Annotated in this window: 16 protein-coding genes; 14 read left to right on the top strand and 2 right to left on the bottom strand. The window is 65.2% G+C overall.

What is annotated here, in order from left to right:
• The first annotated feature begins 176 nt into the window (after positions 1-176).
• Positions 177-2,567, top strand: coding sequence for a hybrid sensor histidine kinase/response regulator (locus tag IB274_RS22545; RefSeq protein WP_192434884.1), 2,391 nt, complete (start codon positions 177-179; stop codon positions 2,565-2,567).
• 151 nt (positions 2,568-2,718) lie between these two features.
• On the opposite strand, the gene IB274_RS22540 is transcribed toward IB274_RS22545, so the two are convergent.
• The gene (locus tag IB274_RS22540) at positions 2,719-3,741 is read right to left on the bottom strand and encodes a branched-chain amino acid aminotransferase (protein WP_192434882.1); all 1,023 of its coding nucleotides are present in this window, start codon (positions 3,739-3,741) and stop codon (positions 2,719-2,721) included.
• 372 nt (positions 3,742-4,113) lie between these two features.
• Positions 4,114-4,929: an IclR family transcriptional regulator gene (locus IB274_RS22535; protein ID WP_192434880.1), complete on the bottom strand. Its 816-nt coding sequence runs from the start codon at positions 4,927-4,929 to the stop codon at positions 4,114-4,116.
• Positions 4,930-5,070: 141 nt separating this feature from the next.
• Between IB274_RS22535 and IB274_RS22530 the strand changes: the two genes are divergently transcribed.
• The 13 genes from IB274_RS22530 (at position 5,071) to IB274_RS22470 (ending at position 19,189) form a co-directional block, all read left to right on the top strand.
• Positions 5,071-5,457, top strand: coding sequence for a Zn-ribbon domain-containing OB-fold protein (locus IB274_RS22530; protein WP_192434878.1), 387 nt, complete (start codon positions 5,071-5,073; stop codon positions 5,455-5,457).
• Positions 5,454-6,605 (top strand): thiolase, encoded by a 1,152-nt coding sequence (locus IB274_RS22525; RefSeq protein ID WP_192434872.1) that lies wholly within the window; start codon positions 5,454-5,456, stop codon positions 6,603-6,605. Before IB274_RS22530 ends, IB274_RS22525 begins: the two co-directional genes overlap by 4 nt.
• A 112-nt stretch (positions 6,606-6,717) precedes the next feature.
• Entirely contained in the window at positions 6,718-8,853 is a 2,136-nt protein-coding gene (locus tag IB274_RS22520) for an acetate--CoA ligase family protein (protein ID WP_192434870.1), read from the top strand.
• Positions 8,837-9,718, top strand: a complete 882-nt coding sequence (locus tag IB274_RS22515) for a MaoC/PaaZ C-terminal domain-containing protein (protein WP_138520128.1) — start codon at positions 8,837-8,839, stop codon at positions 9,716-9,718. The genes IB274_RS22520 and IB274_RS22515 overlap by 17 nt, the downstream gene beginning before the upstream one ends.
• Positions 9,719-9,757: 39 nt before the next feature.
• Positions 9,758-11,119, top strand: coding sequence for an MFS transporter (locus IB274_RS22510; RefSeq protein ID WP_192434868.1), 1,362 nt, complete (start codon positions 9,758-9,760; stop codon positions 11,117-11,119).
• Positions 11,120-11,157: 38 nt separating this feature from the next.
• A complete protein-coding gene (locus IB274_RS22505; protein WP_192435079.1) occupies positions 11,158-11,562 on the top strand; it encodes a PaaI family thioesterase in 405 nt (134 codons plus the stop codon).
• A 4-nt stretch (positions 11,563-11,566) separates the two neighbouring features.
• Complete coding sequence (locus IB274_RS22500; RefSeq protein ID WP_192434866.1) at positions 11,567-12,625, top strand: acyl-CoA dehydrogenase family protein; 1,059 nt, start codon at positions 11,567-11,569, stop codon at positions 12,623-12,625.
• 8 nt (positions 12,626-12,633) lie between these two features.
• Positions 12,634-13,389 carry an enoyl-CoA hydratase/isomerase family protein gene (locus tag IB274_RS22495; protein WP_192435077.1) on the top strand — a complete coding sequence of 252 codons (756 nt, stop codon included), beginning with the start codon at positions 12,634-12,636 and terminating at the stop codon, positions 13,387-13,389.
• Positions 13,390-13,405: 16 nt separating this feature from the next.
• A complete protein-coding gene (locus IB274_RS22490) occupies positions 13,406-14,551 on the top strand; it encodes an acyl-CoA dehydrogenase family protein (RefSeq protein WP_192434864.1) in 1,146 nt (381 codons plus the stop codon).
• Positions 14,552-14,605: 54 nt separating this feature from the next.
• On the top strand, positions 14,606-15,523 hold the full coding sequence (locus tag IB274_RS22485; protein WP_015475457.1) for an SDR family NAD(P)-dependent oxidoreductase: 918 nt from the start codon (positions 14,606-14,608) through the stop codon (positions 15,521-15,523).
• A gap of 18 nt (positions 15,524-15,541) precedes the next feature.
• Entirely contained in the window at positions 15,542-16,519 is a 978-nt protein-coding gene (locus tag IB274_RS22480; RefSeq protein WP_192434863.1) for an NADH:ubiquinone reductase, read from the top strand.
• A gap of 64 nt (positions 16,520-16,583) precedes the next feature.
• Positions 16,584-17,834: an OprD family porin gene (locus tag IB274_RS22475; protein WP_192434861.1), complete on the top strand. Its 1,251-nt coding sequence runs from the start codon at positions 16,584-16,586 to the stop codon at positions 17,832-17,834.
• 224 nt (positions 17,835-18,058) lie between these two features.
• Positions 18,059-19,189 carry a TniQ family protein gene (locus IB274_RS22470; protein WP_138216944.1) on the top strand — a complete coding sequence of 377 codons (1,131 nt, stop codon included), beginning with the start codon at positions 18,059-18,061 and terminating at the stop codon, positions 19,187-19,189.
• Positions 19,190-19,531 lie beyond the last annotated feature (342 nt).

Raw genomic sequence — 19,531 nt, 5'->3', positions numbered from 1 at the left:
GAGCTGACCGAACGGTCCATTGCGCATCGCCCGGCCACGCCCTGCCCGGATGGTCGAATGCCACGGCGCACAAGGCCTGTGCTAGAGTTCGCCGATTCCAACACAACGCCTCCACGGCGCGCCAAAGCGGGAGATGGGGATCTCCGGCGTGGCTGTCGGCGGCACTGCGGGGCACCATGCGGCACTGGCTGATCTTCCTGATCCTTCTCATCCTCTCGCCGGTGGCGAGCGCCATCAGCTTCGACGAGCATGTCGGGCAGTTGCCCCTGGGGCGGGCGATGGATGTCTTCGAGGACGTGCGCGGCACCGCCGATATCGCCGAGATCAGCTCGCCGGCGCTGGCCGCCAGCTTCCGCCACCACGAGCGCGATGTGCTCAATGCCGGCTATTCGCGCTCGGTGTTCTGGCTGCGCCTGGATCTGGACTACCAGCCCAGGGCTTCGAGCGATCCGGCCAACTGGCTGCTGGAGTTGGCCTACCCGCCGCTGGACAAGCTCGACCTGTACCTGCCCGACGGTCAGGGCGGCTTCAAGCTGGCCCAGCGCACCGGCGATACCCTGCCGTTCGACAGCCGGCCGATCCGCCAGAACAACTACCTGTTCGACCTCAAGCTGGAGCCGGGCAAGCCGCTGCGCGTCTACCTGCGCCTGGAAAGCCAGGGCTCGATCCAGGCGCCGCTGACGCTCTGGTCGTCCAAGGCCTACCTCGAAGAGCAGCCGGGGCGCATCTACGTGCTGGGCATCATCTATGGCGTATTGCTGGTGATGCTGATCTACAACCTGTTCATCTTCCTCAGCGTCCGCGACACCAGCTACCTCTATTACATCCTTTATATAGCCTCGTTCGGCTTCTACCAGATCTCGGTCAACGGCGCGGGCATCGAGTACTTCTGGCCCGATAATCCTTGGTGGGCCAACGCCGCCACGCCTTTCCTGATCGGTTCGGCGGGCCTGTTCGGCTGCCAGTTCGCCCGCAGCTTCCTGCATACCCGCGAGCACAGCCTGTGGATCGACCGCATCCTGCGCGTGCTGATGGGCGTCGGTGCGCTGGTGATGGTGCTGGCGCTGACCGTCAGCTACGCCATCGCCCTGCGCCTGGCCACCTACCTGGCGCTGGCCTTCACCGTGGTGATCTTCACCGCTGGCATCGTCGCCTGGCTGCGTGGCATGCGCGTGGCGCGCTACTTCATCTTTGCCTGGAGCGCCTTCCTGCTCGGCGGGGTCATCAACACGCTGATGGTGCTGGGCTTCCTGCCGAACATCTTCCTGACCATGTATGCCAGCCAGATCGGTTCGGCGCTGGAGGTCGGCCTGCTGTCCCTGGCGCTGGCGGACCGCATCAATGCCATGAAGGAGGAGCGCACGCGCATCCTCCAGGAAACCAGCCGCAAGCTGGAGCAGTTGAACCTCGAGCTGGCCAGCAGCAACCGCCTGAAGGACGAATTCCTCGCCACTGTCACCCACGAACTGCGTACGCCCATGAGTGGGGTGATCGGCTCGCTGGAGCTGATGCAGACGGTGCCCATGGACGTCGAGCTGGCGCAGTACCACAAGACCGCCACCGGCTCGGCGCGCGACATGATGCGCATGGTCAACGACATCCTCGCGCTGATCGAGCTGCAGGCCGGCAAGCTCTACCCGCGCCGCGAGCCGTTCAGCCTGCGCGGCCTGTGCGACGGTCTGCGCGCGCAGTACGCGCCACGTGCCGAAGAGCGCGGGCTGCGCTTCGTCCTGCAACTGGATGAGAGCCTGCCCGACACGCTCGAGGGCGATGCCGGCAAGCTGACCCAGGCGCTGGGCTACCTGATCGACAACGCCATCAAGTTCACCCATCAGGGCGGCGTGCACCTGCGGGTTGCCGGTGTGCCGAACGGCGAAGGGCTGGCGCTGCGTATCGAAGTGCAGGACAGCGGCATCGGCTTCTCCACCCCCTCCGATGGCGCGCTCTATCAGCGCTTCTTCCAGCTCGACGGTTCGCTGACCCGCGAGTACGGCGGCCTCGGTATCGGTCTGGCGCTGACCCGCAAGCTGGTCGCGCTGCTGGGCGGTACGCTGACCCATGAGTCCGTGCCGGGGCAGGGCAGCCGTTTCATTCTCGAATTGCAGGTTGGTCAGCCGGTGCAAGGCATCGCTCCGCCGCCGCGTCGCGCGGGCGGCCAGGCGCTGCGCAGTCCGGACCAGTGCACCGTGCTGGTGGTGGAGGACAACGCCATCAACCAACTGGTGATCCGCGGCATGCTGCTCAAGCTCGGTTACCGCGTGCGCACGGCCGACAACGGCGCCGAAGCCATCGAGCTGCTGCGCCGGGAAGCTATCGACACTGTGCTGCTGGATTGCCAGATGCCGGTGATGGACGGCTTCGCCACCTGCCGGGCGATCCGCACGCTGCCGCGTTGCGCTGACTTGCCGGTGCTCGCGATCACCGCCCATAGCCACAGCGGCGACCGCGAGCGCTGCCTGGCTGCGGGGATGAGCGACTACATGGCCAAGCCGGTGAAGTTCGAGGAACTGCAGACCCTGCTGCATGACTGGCTGCTGTGCCAGCCGGCGCTGCCCAGTTCAGCCTGATGCGACAGGTCAAGGGGCCCTTTCCCTGAAGGGAGAGGGCCAGCCCGAGCGCAGAAGTATCCGTAGTAGCGGGAAGCCCCTATCGGCCCAAATAAAAACGCCGCGCTACCTTCTGGTAGGGCGGCGTTTTGTCTTGGGCGGAACGTCAGTCTCAGTCGACCTTGACCACCCAGCCTTCCGGGCCTTCCACATCGCCCTTCTGGATGCCGGTCAGCTCTTCATAGAGGCGACGGGTCACCGGGCCGACGTCTTCGCGGCTGAAGAACACGTGCAGGTTGTCCTTGTACTGGATGCCGCCGATCGGGGTGATCACCGCCGCGGTACCGCAGGCGCCGGCTTCCTTGAAGCGGCCGAGGTCGTCGATGTGCACGTCGCCTTCGACCACTTTCAGGCCCAGGCGCTGTTCGGCCAGCTGCATCAGCGACAGGCGGGTGATGCCTGGCAGCACCGAGCTGGAGCGCGGGGTGACGAACTCGTTGTCATGGGTGATGGCGAAGAAGTTTGCCGAGCCCACTTCCTCGATGCGGCTGTGGGTGGCCGGATCGAGGTAGATGCAGTCGGCGAAGCCGTCTTTCTTGGCCTGGGCGCCCGGCATCAGGCTGGCTGCGTAGTTGCCGCCGACCTTGGCGGCGCCGGTGCCGTTGGGCGCGGCGCGGTCGTAGGTGGAGATCACGAAGTCATGGGGCTTCATGCCGCCCTTGAAGTAGGCGCCGACCGGAATGCAGAACACCGAGAAGATGAATTCCGGAGCCGGGCGCACGCCGATGTTGTCGCCCACGCCGATCACGAACGGGCGCAGGTACAGCGCGCCGCCCGAGCCGTACGGCGGAATGAAGCGCTCGTTGGCGCGCACGACCTGCTTGCAGGCCTCGATGAACTGCGCTTCGGAGACTTGCGGCATCAGTACGCGAGCGCAGCTGCGGGCCATGCGCGCGGCGTTCTGGTCGGGGCGGAACAGGTTGATCGAGCCGTCCTTGCAGCGGTAGGCCTTGAGGCCTTCGAAGCACTGCTGGCCGTAGTGCAGCGCCGAAGAACCCTCGCTGATGTGCAGGGTGTTGTCTTCGGTCAGCTTGCCGTCGTCCCACAGGCCATCGCGCCAGTGGGAGATGTAGCGGAAATCGGTCTTGATGTAATCGAATCCGAGCGCGCCCCAATCGATGTCGTTCTGTGCCATGGTTGCCTCATTCAATGGGATTGCCTGCGGCCAATCGTCTGCCAGGGCATGGCGGGCGAGCCTCCGCATGGTGATTTCGGGACCCTGACGGCGGGCGCTGCCTGAATCGATCGGGATTGCGCTGCGCGGGGAGCGACGTCCCTCGCGGGAGGGGGCCGCCAGGACTCCACCAGGACAGCCATGATACCGGCGATAGCCGCGGCTGTGGGAGCCGCCCCGCGAATATCCCTGCCATCAGTCGCTTGGGGCGTCGGGTGCCGCCGGCCGGGTGTCGTGGAGTGCAGCAGGCGGCAGCCATTGCCTTTTATAGGTTTTTTACCGCGGCATTCATTAATTCATGAATGCCGTTCTCCATATGGAATATCTGTCGCGTCAGTCAGGTGTGCGAGACGCCTGCTGCGGAAACAGTGAGCGGCTGATGAAGCGGGCCGTTTCGTGCAGGCTGGCGCCGATCTGCTCCAGTTTCTCGCGCTCGTGCTGGGCGCTGATGCCGATGCCGGAGATCACGAAGCGCGGTTGCCGGTCGTGATCGGTGATCGCGCTGGCGACCATGCTGACGCCGCGGTACAGGTGGTCCTGGTCGATCGCCCAGCCCTGCTCCAGGGCGTTGCGAGCATCGCGCTGGTACTCCTCGAGGCTGGGCGGAGTCTCCCAGCGCACGCGGGTCAGGCGGCGGCGCAGTTCATCCTCGGGAAGATTGCGCAGGCCGGCGATGCAGCGCCCCGCCGCGCCCACCAGCTCCGGCAGGCGCGAGCCGACGGCGACATTGACGTGCGCCACGGTCGGCGCGGACACGGCAATCACGCGGATGTGCGCGTCGTCGGTGACCTGCCACAGGGTGATCAGGATGTTGTGGCTGGTACTCAGGCGCTCCAGTTCCGGCTGGATCAGGTCGGCGTAGCTGCGGCCGATGAAGCTCACCGCCAGCTCCGACAGGCCCAGGCCCAGGCGGTAGGTCTTGGTCTCGTTGTCGAAGGAGGTCAGCTGCTCGTTGCTCAGCGTGCGCAGGATATTGAAGGTGGTGCTCGGGCTGATGCCGGTGGCGCGGGCGATGGCGGTCGCGCCCTCGGGGCCCTCGGCGTTGGCCAGGTGGCGGAGGATCTGGATGGCGTTCACCACGGCGCCGACATCCTTGGCGCCGCCGGTACGTTTGCTGCTGGCTTCTTCGACGGTCTTTTCAGTGGTCATATTCTGTATTCTGATTGACATTCAGTATTGTGAATGTATTCTGACCCTGCGACGCCTGCAACGGCTTCCGTGAAGCTGGCTTGGCATGGGCGGTAACGCACTTTGCAACAAAGGCAGAACAAGAACAAAGGAGAAACCTCGATGGTGGATTTCCCCGACCGCAACATGCCAGGGCCGGAGGCGCAGTACCTCGCCTTCCTCGCCCAGGGTCGCTTCATGTTGCAGCGCAGCGCCTCCACCGGCCGTCACGTGTTCTACCCGCGCACCCAGGTGCCCGGCAGCGGCGAAACGGACCTGGAATGGGTCCCCGCCAGTGGCCTGGGCACCCTTTATGCCCTGACCGTCAACCGCGCCCGCAGCGGTGACTATAACGTCGCCCTGGTCGACCTCGATGAAGGCGTGCGCATGATGTCGCGCATCGAAGGACACCTCAGCCTGCCCATCGGCACCCGCGTCAAGGCGCGTATCGCCCAGCAGGACAGCGGTGCCGTCGTTGTCTTCGAGCCCCTGGCGGAGGTGCAGCCATGAGCCAGGTCCTGCGCGGCAAGACCGCCATCGTCGGCATCGGCAGCGCCGGTATCGGCGAAGCCCACGGCTACAGCGCCATGGAACTGCTCGGCCAGGCCTCGATGAAGGCTATCGCCGATGCCGGACTGAAGCTCTCGGACATCGACGCCGTATTCTCGGCCACCAGCTCCCACGCCTTCCCGACCCTCTCGGTCTGCGAATACCTGGGCATCAAGCCGAAATTCGTCGACGGCACCAACGTCGGCGGCTCCAGCTTCGAGTTGCACCTGCTGCAGGCGACCCTGGCCCTGGAGGCCGGCCTGTGTGACGCGGCGCTGATCTGCTACGGCTCCAACCAGCGCACCGCCGGCGGCAAGCTGGTGTCGATGAGCGAGCCGCAGTGGCACGAGACGCCCTACCAGCCGCGCCACCCGATCACCGCCTACGCCCTGGCTGCCAGCCGCCACATGCATCAATACGGCACCACCCGCGAGCACCTGGCCGAAGTGGCTGTGGCCGCACGCGGCTGGGCCAACCTCAACCCCGAAGCTTTTGCCCGGGGCCCGCTGAGCATCGACGACGTGCTTGCCGCGCGGATGGTCAGCGATCCGCTGAGCAAGGCCGACTGCTGCCTGGTCACCGATGGCGGCGGCGCCTGCGTGATGGTGCGTGCCGACCGTGCGCGGGACCTGCCCAAGGCGCCGATCTACTTCCTCGGTGCGGCCGGCGCACAGTGGCACCGTTCCATCGTGGCCATGCCCGACCTCACCGTCACCGCCGCTTCCGAGAGCGGCCCGCGTGCCATGCAGATGGCCGGGGTGCAGCATTCGGATATCGACCTGGTGATGGTCTACGACGCCTTCACCATCAATACGATCCTGTTCCTTGAAGACCTCGGCTTCTGCCCGAAGGGCGAGGGCGGTCGCTTCGTCCAGGGCGGGCGCATTGCCCCCGGCGGCGAGCTGGCGGTTAACACCAACGGCGGCGGGCTGTCCTGTGTGCATCCGGGCATGTACGGGATGTTCCTGATCATCGAGGCAGTCACCCAGCTGCGCCGTCAGGCCGGGGAACGGCAGTTGAAAAAAGCCGATATAGCCCTGCTGCACGGCAACGGCGGCACGCTGTCCAGTCAGGTCACCGCGCTGCTCGGCACCCAGAACGTGCTCTGAGATTCGGGTTCGAAGCTCCCGGTGGCCGTTGCAGACGGCCCGCCGTGGACGCACTCGCCCTCGCGCCGGCCCACAAACGGCCGGCACCCGCTACTTGTTCAGGTGGAACGTCATGTCAGTGAGTCACTTGCAACACACCGGTTTCTCCAGTCTCACCCCGCTGGTGCAGCCGCGCTCGGTCGCGGTGGTCGGCGCCTCCAGCGACCCGCACCGCATCGGCGGTCGCCCCATCGCCTACATGCTGCGCAACGGCTTCAGCGGCCGCATCCTGCCGGTGAACCCCAACCGCACCGAGATCCAGGGCCTGCCGGCCTACGCCAGCGTCGACGCGCTGCCCGAGGCGCCGGACGTGGCGATCATTGCGGTGCCCGCGCCACAGGTGCTGGAGACCGTCCAGGCGCTGGGCCGCAAGGGCGCGCGCAGTGCCATCGTGTTTTCCTCCGGTTTCAGCGAAGTGGGCGAGGAGGGCGTGGCCATGCAGGACGCCATCGTCGAGGCTGCCCGCGCGGCCAACATGCGCCTGCTGGGGCCGAACGCACTGGGCGTGTTCAACGCCAACCTGGGCTACTACGCCTTCTTCTCCACCAGCCTGGAGCGCGGCATTCCGCTGGCCGGGCGCGTCGGCATCGCCACCCAGTCCGGTGCCTATGGCGCGCACCTGCTGGGCCTGTCGCGGCAGCGCGGGCTGGGCACGCCGATCTGCGTCGCCACCGGCAACGAAGCCGACGTCACCCTGGGTGACGCCATCGGTTGGCTGGTGGAATCGCCGGAGATCGACGTGGTGATGGCCTATGCCGAATCCATCCGCAACGTCGACAGCTTCCTGGCCGCCCTGGAAGCGGCCCATCGCGCCGGCAAGCCGGTGATCCTGCACAAGGTCGGGCGCAGCGAGCTGGGCGGCCGCGCGGCCATGTCCCACACCGCTTCCCTGGCCGGCGACGACAAAGTGCTCGACGCGGTGCTGGCCGACTACGCGGTGGTCCGCGCACGCACTACCGAGGAACTGGTGGACATCGCCTACCTCGCCACCCAGCGCATCTACCCGGTGAACAACAGCCTGGGGATGATCACCGTCAGCGGTGGCGCCGGCATCATCGTCAGCGACGCTGCCGAGGACGTCGGCCTGCCCATGCCGCCGATGCCCGAAGCGGCGCAGGCGCGCCTGAAACAGCGCCTGCACTATGCCTCGCCGCTGAACCCGGTGGACTGCACCGCCCAGGCGCTGAATGACCTGAGCCTGGTCCACGACTTCACCGAATCCATGGTGGTGGACGGTGGCTACCGTTCGCTGATCGCCTTCTTCACCCAGGCCGGTACCGCCGCCTCCATCGGCCCACACCTGGCCGAGCAGTTTGCGCGGATCAAGGCCGACCATCCGGACCGCCTGTTCGTCGTCTCTGTAATGGGCGAAGGCGAGGAGCTGGCGCCGTACCAGAAGGCCGGCTTTGCCCTGTTCGAAGACCCGACCCGCGCGGTGCGCGCCATCCAGGCCATGGGCCAGCTGGGCGAGGCCTTCGCCCGGCCGCTGCGCAGGATTCCCGCGCCCGGCGGCGTCGAACTGCCGGCCAGCACGCCCGGCGAGGCCGAGGCCAAGCAACTGCTGGCCCGCGCCGGCATCGAATCGGCGCCCGAGCGGGTACTGAAAAGCGCCGCGGAAGCGGCTGCTTTCGCCGAGCAGATCGGCTTCCCGGTGGTGCTGAAAATCGCCTCGGCGGACATCCTGCACAAATCGGAAATCGGTGGCGTGCTGCTCAATGTGAACAGCGCCCAGGGCGTGCGCGAGGGCTACGCATTGCTGCTCGAACGTGCCGCCGAGCATGCACCGAACGCTCGCCTCGACGGTGTGTTGGTCGCGCGTCAATTGCAGGGCGGCGTCGAATGCTTCATGGGCATCCAGCGCGACCCGCAGTTCGGGCCGGTGGCGGTGTTCGGCCTCGGCGGCATCTTCGTCGAAGTCCTCAAGGACGTGGTGTTCCGCCGCTGCCCGTTCGGCGTCGACGAGGCCGAGCAGATGATCCGCAATATCAAGGGGGCACCGCTGCTGCTGGGCGCCCGTGGCCGTCCGGTGACCGATATCAAGGCGCTGTCGCGGGTGCTGGCGCAGCTCTCGCAGTTCGCCGCCGAAGCCGGCCCGCGCCTGCGCTCGGTGGACCTCAACCCGGTCTTCGCCATGCCCGAGGGGCAGGGCGCCTGGGCCGCCGACGCGGTGCTGGAAGTCGAGGAGGTAGCCCATGGCGCTGAATCCTGAGCACCTGCTGAACTACCCGATTCCCGAGGTGCGGCAGCGCTTCAGCCGTCACGACAGTGCTTTCTACGCGCTGTCGGTGGGGCTGGGGGCTGACCCGCTGGACGAGCACCAGCTGACCTTCGTCGATGCCAATCGTGAGCTCCAGGCGCTGCCCTGCATGGCCGTGGTGCTGGGCCATCCCGGCTTCTGGCTGGGCAACCCGGACACCGGCGTCGATGCCCTGCGCCTGGTTCACGGCGAGCAGAGCATCGAATGGCGCAAGCCGCTGCCGGTGGAAGGTGAAGTGATTGGCCGCACCCGTGTCACGGGTCTTGTGGACAAGGGCGCCGGCAAGGGCGCGCTGCTCTACAGCGAGAAGGTCGTCAGCGATGCGCAGAGCGGCGAGGTGCTGGCGATCGCCCGTGGTACCACGTTCCTGCGTGGCGACGGCGGCTTCGGCGGCGACAGCCAGTCGCTGAGCCAGCCGCACCGTCTGCCCGAGCAGGCGCCGGACCTGGTCATCGACCTGCCGACGCGCCCCGAACAGGCGCTGCACTACCGCCTCAACGGCGACGACAACCCGATCCACGCCAGCCCTGCGGCGGCCGCCCGCGGTGGTTTCCCGCGGCCGATCCTGCATGGCCTGTGCACCCTCGGCGTGGCCTTCCACGCGCTGCTGCGCGGTTACGCCGACTACCGCGCGGAGCGCTTCGCGCACCTGCAGGTGCGCTTCTCCGCGCCGGTGTTCCCCGGCGAAACCCTGCGTACCGAAATCTGGAACGACGGCTCCTTCCGCACCCGCGTCGTCGAACGCGACGTGGTGGTACTGGACAACGGCCGCGTACGCCTCACCCCGGACAGCGGAGAAACAGCCGGGATGGCCTAGCGCGAAGACGACCTCAACTCACCTGCGAGAACAACAACAATGAACGCATCCGACAGCTTGGCCCAGGGCTCCGCGATACCCCGACGGACCCTGGTGATCGCCTTCTTCTTCTGCTTCCTGGGTCTGCTCGCCGACGGCGCCGACCTGATGTTCCTCGCCTACAGCCTGAACAGCCTCAAGGCCGAGTTCGGCCTGTCCAACTTCGAGGCCGGCTCGCTGGGCAGCATCACCCTGGCCGGCATGGCCATCGGCGGCATCTATGGTGGCTGGGCGTGCGACCGCTTCGGTCGGGTGCGCGTGGTGACCTGGACCATCCTGGTGTTCTCCGTCGGCACCGCGTTGCTGGGCCTGGCGCACAACTACTGGGCCTTCGCGCTGATCCGCTTCGTCTCCTCGCTGGGCCTGGGGTCGCTGTTCGTGGCCTGCAACATCCTGATGTCCGAGTTCGTCACCGCCAAATACCGCACCACCATCCTGGCGACCATGCAGGCCGGCTGGACCGTGGGCTACCTGGTGGCGACCGTCCTCGCCGGGCAGATCATTCCGGACTACGGCTGGCGCGCGCTGTTCTTCACCGCCATCGGTGCGGCGCTGATCTGCCTGGCGCTGCGGCCCTGGGTGCCTGAGTCGCCGTCGTGGCTGGCGGCTCGTGCGCAACGGGCGCAGCAGCGTGCTGCCGGCGCCACCCGCCAGGCGGCCAGCAGCGGCGGCATGCGCCAATTGCTGGTCGACCCGTCCACCCGCCGTATGTTCGTGCTCTGGAGCCTCACCTCGTGCTTCCTGCTGTTCGGCTACTACGGCACCAACAACTGGATGCCCTCGTACCTGGAGAGCGAGCTGGGCATGAACTTCAAGTCCATGACCGGCTACATGGTCGGCACCTACACCGCGATGATCCTCGGCAAGGTGCTCGCCGGGATCGCCTCGGACCGCTTCGGCCGCCGCGCCACCTTCGCTGCCGGCGCCATCGGCACCGCCATCTTCATGCCGGTGATCGTGTTCTGGCACACGCCGGACAACATCGTCTGGATCCTCGCCCTGTTCGGTTTCATCTACGGCGTACCGGTGGGCGTGCTGGCCACCTACATGACCGAGAGCTTCTCCACCCAGGTGCGCGGTGCTGCCGTGGGCACTTCCTACAACCTCGGCCGCATCGGCGCGGCAGTGGCCCCGGCGGCCATTGGCCTGCTGGCCTCCCACGTGTCCATCGGCGCGGGCTTCCTGGTGATGGGCATCACCTACGTCATCACCGGGCTTATCCCGGCGCTGATGATCCCCAACCGGCTGTACGACCCGAACCGCGAAGCGCGCACGGCGCAGCCCAGCGCGCCGGCGCGCGCGTCGACGCACAGCACTGCCCGCCCACTGGGCCAACCCGTCACCGAGGAAAGCCTGCGATGACCGATCTCACCAGCGCCGCCAACGCGCCCGGGCCGGACATGTTCCCCCGCGATCGATACACCTTCCAGGAGTTCCTCGGCCTGGAGCGCTGGATCGACGGCGATGTCGTGCGGGTACGCCTGCGCCACCGCCCGGAGCTGATGAATTACATCGACAGCTTCCACGGCGGCGTACTGATGAGCGTGCTCGACGCTGCCATGGCCGGGGCGATCCGCGCGCAGATGCCGGGCTGCTCGATGGTCACCATCGACATGGCCACCCACTTCATGGGCAGCACCCGCGGCGAGATCAACGCGGTCGGCCGGCTGCTCAAGCGCACCCGCACGCTGTGCTTCTGTGCGGCGGATATCTACGACGAAGCCGGCGAGCTGATCGCCAGCGCCACCGGCAGTTTCAAGTACCGGCCCGCGGCGGCCGGAGCTGTTCAACCGACACGGGAATGATGAAATGACCGACCACACCGCGATGGCCGAGGAGCGCGAAGAGCGCCTGCGGCTGATCCGTGACAGCGCCGCCTCCCTGGTCCCGCGCGGCGGCGACCTGGGACGGGTACGCCGCCTGCGCTTCCAGTCGACGGGCGTTGACCGCGACGCTTGGGGCGAAGTCTGCGCCATGGGCTGGCCGGGTCTGCGCCTCGCTGAAGAGCTGGGCGGCAGCGGCCTGGGCATGGCCGAGTACACCGCGCTGCTGGAAGAACTCGGGCGCGGCCTGCTGCCCGAGCCGCTGATCGAGGCGAGCCTGGTCGCGCCTTTGCTGCAGGCTGACGAGCGCGATGCATTGCTGGCTGGCGAGCGGTTGATCCTGCCCGCCGGTATCGGCTTTGAGGCGGGCGCTGCGTTGCCGGTGCTGCGCGATGGCCAGTTGCGCGGCGAGATCGCCCATGTGGCCTTGGGCGCTGCGGCCGATGCCTGGCTGGTCGCCTGCAACGCCGGCCTCGCGCTGGTGCAGCGCAATGCCGAAGGACTGAGCGTTCATCAGGAGCCGACCCAGGACGGCGGCCACCTGGCGCGCCTGCGCTTCGACGGCACGCCGGCGCAACGGGTCGAAGCCTCTCCCGCTGCCCTCGACGAATCGGCACTGGCCTGCGCGACGTATCTGGTCGGGCTGATGGACGCAGCCTTCGAACAGACCCGCGACTACCTCGGTGTACGCCGCCAGTTCGGCCGCGAGATCGGCAGCTTCCAGTCGCTGCAGCACCGCATGGTCGACCTGAAGCTGCAGATCGAACTGGCCCGCGCCATCGTCGGCGAAGCGGCCACCGCGCTGGACGAAGGCGCGCCGGTCGCGCAGGTGCAGCGCCTGGTGTCCACCGCCAAAGTGCGCGCCGCCGAAGCGGCCATGCTGGTGACCCGCCAGGCGATCCAGCTGCACGGCGGCATCGGCTACACCGACGAGGCCGACATCGGCCTGTTCCTGCGACGCGCCATGGTGCTGCTTAACAGCCAGGGCTCGCTGGCCTTCCACCGGGCGCGCTACATCGCCCTGCTGCATGCGGAGGTAGCGTGATGAGCGAGATGCTGCTGCAGGAAACCCACGGCTCGGTGCGCTTGCTGCGCTTCAACAATCCGGCGCGGCGCAACGCGCTGTCCCCCGCGCTGCGTGCCGAGTTGCTCGAAGCGCTGCGTGAAGCGGACGCCGATCCCGCCGTACGCAGCGTGGTGCTCACCGGCTCGGCGGAAGTCTTCAGCGCCGGCGGCGACCTCAGCGACATGCACGTCACCGACCTCAACGCCGGCCGCGTGCGCATGCAGAAGAACGCCGACCTGATCCGCCAGATGCTGCGCATGGGCAAGCCGATCATCGCTGCCATCGAAGGTTGGGCGGTGGGTGCCGGGCTGTCGGTGGCGCTGGCCTGCGACAGCTTGGTGTGCGGCGGCACGGCACGCTTCGCCGCCGGCTTTGGCAAGGTCGGATTGATCGCCGACCTCGGCCAATTGCACACCTTGCCGGCGCGCGTCGGTATCGGTCGTGCTCGGCAGGTGCTGATGTTCGGCCAGGTGATCGAGGCCGAAGAGGCGCTGCGCATCGGCCTGGTGGACCAGCTTTGCGCGCCGGGTGCTGCGCTGGATGCCGCGCTGGCGCTGGCTGCGAAGGTCGAGCAGCAGGCACCGCTGCCGCTGGCGCTGACCAAGGCGCTGCTGGCCGACGGCCTGGAACTGCTGCTCGAACGCGAGGGCGACTTCCAGAGCCAGCTGTTCCTCAGCGCCGACCATGCCGAAGGCAAGGCCGCCTTCCTCGAAAAACGTTCCCCGAATTTCCGGGGCCAGTAATCAAGAGAGCAGTGACATGACCGATTACAACGCCCTGGGCGATGACGAATTCCGCCGGCTGGTGCGCGACTGGGTCGCCGCCAACTACCCGCAACGCATCCGCAATCCGGCCCACCGCCTGGGTCGCGACGACACCTGGGAGTGGTACCAGGCGCTGTCGCAGCAGGGCTGGCTGTGCCCCGGCTGGCCAGTGCAGCACGGCGGCATGGGGCTGTCTGCCGGCAAGCAGCTGATCATGATCGAGGAGATGGAAAACTACGGCTGCGCGCGCCTGCCCGACAGCGGTATCACCATGCTCGGCCCGCTGCTGATCCGCTACGGCAGCGACGCCCAGCGCGAGCGCTTCCTGCCGCGCATCCTCAGTGGCGAAGACATCTGGTGCCAGGGTTACAGCGAACCCAACGCCGGCTCGGACCTCGCCAGCCTGCGCACCGAGGCGGTGCTGCGGGACGGCGAATGGGTGATCAATGGCCAGAAGACCTGGACCACCATGGGCACCGAGGCCAACTGGATTTTCGTGCTGGCGCGCACCGAGCGCAGCGCCAAGGCGCAGCAGGGCATCAGCTTCCTGCTGGTGCCGATGGACAGTCCTGGCGTCGAGGTGCGGCCGATCCTCAACCTCGAACTGCAGGGCGAGTTCTGCGAGGTGTTCTTCAACGACGTGCGCGTGCCGGAGGAGAACCTCGTCGGCGCAGTCAACCACGGCTGGGGCATGGCCAAGGCGCTGTTGGGCTTCGAGCGCATCTTCCTCGGCTCGCCGAAGCAGGCCACCTTCGCCCTCGAACGTCTGGTGCGCCTGGCGCGTCACCAGGGGCTGTGGGACGACCCGGTGTTCTCCCAGCGCTTCGCCGCACTGAGCATGGACCTGGACTGCCACAAGGCGCTCTACGAGCGCTTCGCCGAACGCCTGCGGCGTGGCGAGGAACTGGGGCCGGACGTTTCCCTGCTGAAGATCCACCAGTCCGAGCTGTACCAGCGCATCAGCGAGTTGGGGCTGGAGATCGCCGGCCTCGATTCGGCGCTGCTCAACCCCTTCAGCGACGATCCCGAGCTGCACCCGGCGGGCATCTTCATCCAGTCGCGGCCGACCACCATCTACGGCGGCACCAACGAAATCCAGCGCAACATCCTGGCAAAGGCCGTGCTCGGCCTGCCGAGCTGATCGTGCGCGCAACGAATTCTCCGATTGAACGAACCGAACAGTAAGGAATTAGCAATGACCCAACGACTCAACGAAGGCAAGGTAGCGATCGTCACCGGCGCCGGTGGCGGCATCGGCCGCGAGATCGCCCTGGCCCTGGCCGACAGCGGCGCGCGGGTGCTGATCAACGACATCGGCGTATCCCTGCAAGGCGAAGGCGGTTCTGCGTCCCCGGCCGAGGAAACCCTCGGGCTGATCCGCCAGCGCGGCGGTGACGGCGCGATCAACACCGACAGCGTGTCGGACTGGGACAGCGCCCGGCGCATCGTTTCCAGCGCCATCGATGCCTTTGGCCGCGTCGACATCGTGGTGAACAACGCCGGCATCCTGCGCGACACCATCTTCCACAAGATGAGCGCCGAGGACTGGCTGTCGGTGATCAACGTGCACCTCAATGGCAGCTTCTTCGTCAGCCGCGCCGCTGCCGAGCACTTCCGCGCGCAGAACAGCGGCGCCTTCGTGCACATGACCAGCACTTCGGGGCTGATCGGCAACTTCGGCCAGGCCAACTACTCGGCGGCCAAGCTGGGCATCGTCGCCCTGAGCAAGTCCATCGCCCTCGACATGCAGCGCTACAACGTGCGCTCCAACTGCATCGCGCCCTTCGCGTGGAGTCGCATGACCGATTCCATCCCGGCCGAGACGCCGGAGCAGAAGGCGCGGGTGGAAAACCTGCAGCGCATGACGCCCGACAAGAACGCGCCGCTGGCCGTGTACCTCGCTTCCGACGCCGCCAGTGCGGTCAACGGCCAGGTGTTCGCCGCGCGCAACCACGAGATATTCCTGATGAGCCAGAGCCGCCCGCTGCGCAGCGTGCACAGCGACAACGGCTGGACCCCGCAGAGCATCGCCGAGCACGGCATGCCCGCGCTGCGCGGCAGCTTCATGGACCTGGCGCGCAGCCCGGACGTGTTCTCCTGGGACCCGATCTGACCTTTCGGAGGCAGGCGCATGTTCAAGACCCGATTCACCGAGACCTTCGGCGTGCGGCACCCGATCATGCAGGGCGGCATGCAGTGGGTGGGCCGCGCCGAGATGGCGGCGGCGGTGGCCAACGCCGGTGGGCTGGCGACGCTCTCGGCGCTGACCCAGCCGACTCCGCAGGCGCTGGCCGACGAGATCGCGCGCTGCCGCGAACTCACCGACCAGCCCTTCGGCGTCAACCTCACGCTGTTGCCGACGCAGAAGCCGATCCCCTACGCCGAGTACCGCGCGGCGATCATCGAGGGCGGCATCCGCGTGGTCGAAACCGCCGGCAATAACCCCGGCGAGCATATCGCCGAGTTCCGCCAGCACGGGATCAAGGTGATCCACAAATGCACCGCCGTGCGCCACGCGCTCAAGGCCGAGCAACTGGGGGTGGATGCGGTATCCATCGACGGCTTCGAGTGTGCCGGGCATCCGGGGGAGGACGACATTCCCGGCCTGGTCCTGCTGCCGGCGGCGGCCAACCGGCTGAGCGTACCGATCATCGCTTCCGGTGGTTTCGCCGACGGCCGTGGGCTGGTGGCGGCGCTGGCGCTGGGGGCCGACGCGATCAACATGGGCACGCGCTTCCTCAGCACCCGCGAATGCCCGATCCACCCGCAGGTCAAGGCGGCGATCCGTGCCGCCGACGAGCGCTCCACCGACGTGATCATGCGTTCGCTGCGCAACAGCGCGCGGGTCGCACGCAACGCCATCAGCCAGGAAGTGCTGGCCATCGAGTCGCGCGGCAACGCCACCTATGCCGACATTGCGGCACTGGTCAGCGGGCTGCGCGGGCGCACGGTCTACGAGCAGGGCGACACCGACCTGGGGATCTGGTCGGCGGGCATGGTCCAGGGCCTGATCGATGACGAACCCAGTTGCGAGGAACTGCTGCGCGGCATCGTCGAGCAGGCGCAGGGCCTGATCCGCCAACGACTGGAGGGCCTGCTCTCCGATTGATCCCAAGCGCGGCGCCTTCAGGAGCGGCGCCGCCTCCACCTCACCTGACGAAGAGACAACAACAATGAAAAATCTTCCCGTACGGGCGCTCGTGTCGAGCTTCGCCTGCCTGCCCCTGTTCGCCCACGCGGACTTCATCGCGGACAGCAAGGCCAACCTGGAACTGCGCAATTTCTACTTCAACCGCGACTACCGCCAGAGCGGTGCCGCGCAGTCGAAATCCGAGGAGTGGGCGCAGGGTTTCCTGCTGCGCTTCGAGTCGGGCTACACCGAGGGCACGGTCGGCGTGGGCGTCGATGCGCTCGGCCTGCTGGGCATCAAGCTGGACTCCAGCCCGGACCGCACCGGCTCCGGCCTGCTGCCGTACTCGGCCAGCGACAAGCGTGCTGCCGACGACTACAGCGACCTGGGCGTGACTGCCAAGCTGCGCGCCTCGAAAAGCACCCTGAAGGTCGGCACCCTGCTGCCGAAGATGCCGGTGGTGCAATACAACGACACGCGCCTGCACCCGCAGACCTTCCAGGGCGGCCTGGCCGAGATCAACGAGATCGACGGCCTCACCGCGCAACTCGGCCAATTGCGCCAAGTGAAACAGCGCGACTCGACCAACGACGAAGACCTGTCGATGACCCGTGGCAACAAGCGCAACATCGTGCTCGGCAGCCACACCAGCAGCGACCGCTTCAACCTCGCCGGCGGCACCTACCGCTGGACCGACAACCTCAGTACCAGCTACCACTACGGCGGCCTGGAGAACTTCTACCGCCAGCACTACCTGAGTGTGGTGCACACCCTGCCGATCACCGAGGGCCAATCGCTCAAGTCGGATATCCGCTGGGCGCGCTCCACTGACGACGGCGGCAGCAACGTCGACAACCGCGCGCTCAATGCGCTGTTCACCTACCGCATCGGTGGCAGCGGTTTCGGCGTGGGCTACCAGCGCATGTCCGGCGACACCGGCTTCGCTTACCTGTCCGGCACCGACCCGTACCTGACCAACTTCGTGCAGATCGGCGACTTCGCCAACAAGGACGAGCGCTCCTGGCAGGCGCGCTACGACTACGACTTCGCCGGCCTCGGCCTGCCCGGCCTGACCTTCATGACCCGCTACCTGCAGGGCGACCACATCGACCTGCTCAATGGCCAGGGGCGCGGCAAGGAGTGGGAGCGCGACACCGACATCGGCTACGTGGTGCAGAACGGCCCCTTCAAGAACCTGGGTTTCAAGGTGCGCAACGGCGCCTTCCGCAGCGACTTCGGCAACGATATCGACGAAACGCGGGTCATCATCAGCTACCAGATGCCGCTCTGGTAGCGGTGACAAAGAGCGGTGGCGGTATGGCCAGAATCGCCCCGTGGTCCTGAGTAATAAATATTGACAGCGGACTGTCGGTGTTCAGCGGGCTGTATAGAGTTCTCAAATGCCTAGAAGAGAATAAATTCTGACAAAAAAACAGTAGGTGTGGAGAAACTGGCGAATGATGAGATAATAAATTCTGACATGTTTGCCCACTTCCTCGAGATTGCTGTCAGAGCTTTATGTCCCCAATAGGCTTCTTCCCCAGTCCGCTTCCCGATGAGTCCTTTGAGTCTTTAATTTATAGATATACGCACTTGCAATGTGTTGTTACCTCTCAAGGGTTTCGAGAGGTTATATGTGTTTTATTTGGGATGAATAAAAGTCCTGCAAGCCTTGGTAAGGCGGATTTGTTGTATTTTTCGAATCGGGTTTCAAATTCTGATTTGGGTTTTTTTGAAGAGCTATTAAGGTGTCACTCTTATTATTTTCTGTTATCCAGTTTCTCTTTTGTTGATGAGCTAAAGATGGTGAGGTCAAATCTTCCTTCTGCACATGTTGAGGAGAGAGTTACCACTGGAGCGTTCTTTGAGAGAAAATATTGCCCATTATGCCTTGATAGCGATATTGAAGACTTTGGTGCGGCTTATTGGCATCGCGCGCACCAGTGTCCTGGTGTTAGCTGCTGTTGGAAGCATAGTGTTGAATTAATGGCTTTGGATTATGTGCGGCTTTCCGAGTTTTCATTTTCTAAAAGCTATGCAAAGCTCGTGCAGTCACCACGCGAAATAAAATATGTCTCTTGCGCAGCAAGATTGCGATACGCAAAGTTTTTTAAAGTAATTCTGGATTGTAATTTGGTTGGTCTTGATATTTCAGTCTTGGAACGGGTTCTGGATTATTACTTGTGGAGTCGGCGATGTATTTTGAATGAGTGCTGTATTGTCTCTAGAGTAAAGGAGCTTGATGGGTATAATGATATCTCAAGAAGGTTGCTACATTATGAGTTTCACGGGCCTGTACTTTTTAGTCTAGGCAAGGTTGGGGATTTGGAGCTGTTAATTTGCTATTTGTCCACTGTTTTTGATGTGGAAGATTTTTTGAGGCTTTGCTCTAGTGGGTTGTTGGAAGGGTTGGAGGCTGGATATGATGTGCTCTGTAGGACATATCCCGCTATAAACTGGCAGTGGGTTTTTAAAAGGGAATTGATCTGCGCGAAACCTGGGGCGTACAGCGCCTTTTTGATTTCCGAAATAGAGCGGTTTGATCGTGATTGGTGTCTTCGATTTTTTGATATAGTTGAGGCTGATAAAAAACGGCCTGGGCTAGTATTAATGAGCTTTTGCTTTCGAGAGATTTATATTTCTCAATAGTATGTAGAGGTTAGGTATACCTAATTCGTTGGCATTGAACGCGATGACGATCCCTATCACACCATCATCCCGGCCATTGAAGTCCTTCGCTTCTTCTACGGGACTTCGGATAGGGTCACCAAGCTCACTCGCGACGCCCATGCCTAACCTTCAGCAGTGTAGTAAGCAGCCGCCATATGAAATGGCCGGCGCTCGCGGCGGAGAAGTAAGGACGGTGACCTACAAAAAAATGCGAAAAAAAATCGGAAAGCCTGACTGAAAAATGACGCGAAAAGAGCCGTGCTAGAGAGCTTAAGGGTGCCTGTAAAATAGGAAAGCTCTCGAGCCGGACGACCTTCCGTC

Source organism: Pseudomonas sp. PDM18 (genome assembly GCF_014852585.1).
Taxonomy (GTDB): Bacteria; Pseudomonadota; Gammaproteobacteria; order Pseudomonadales; family Pseudomonadaceae; genus Pseudomonas.
This window is presented reverse-complemented; position numbering and strand designations above follow the sequence as displayed.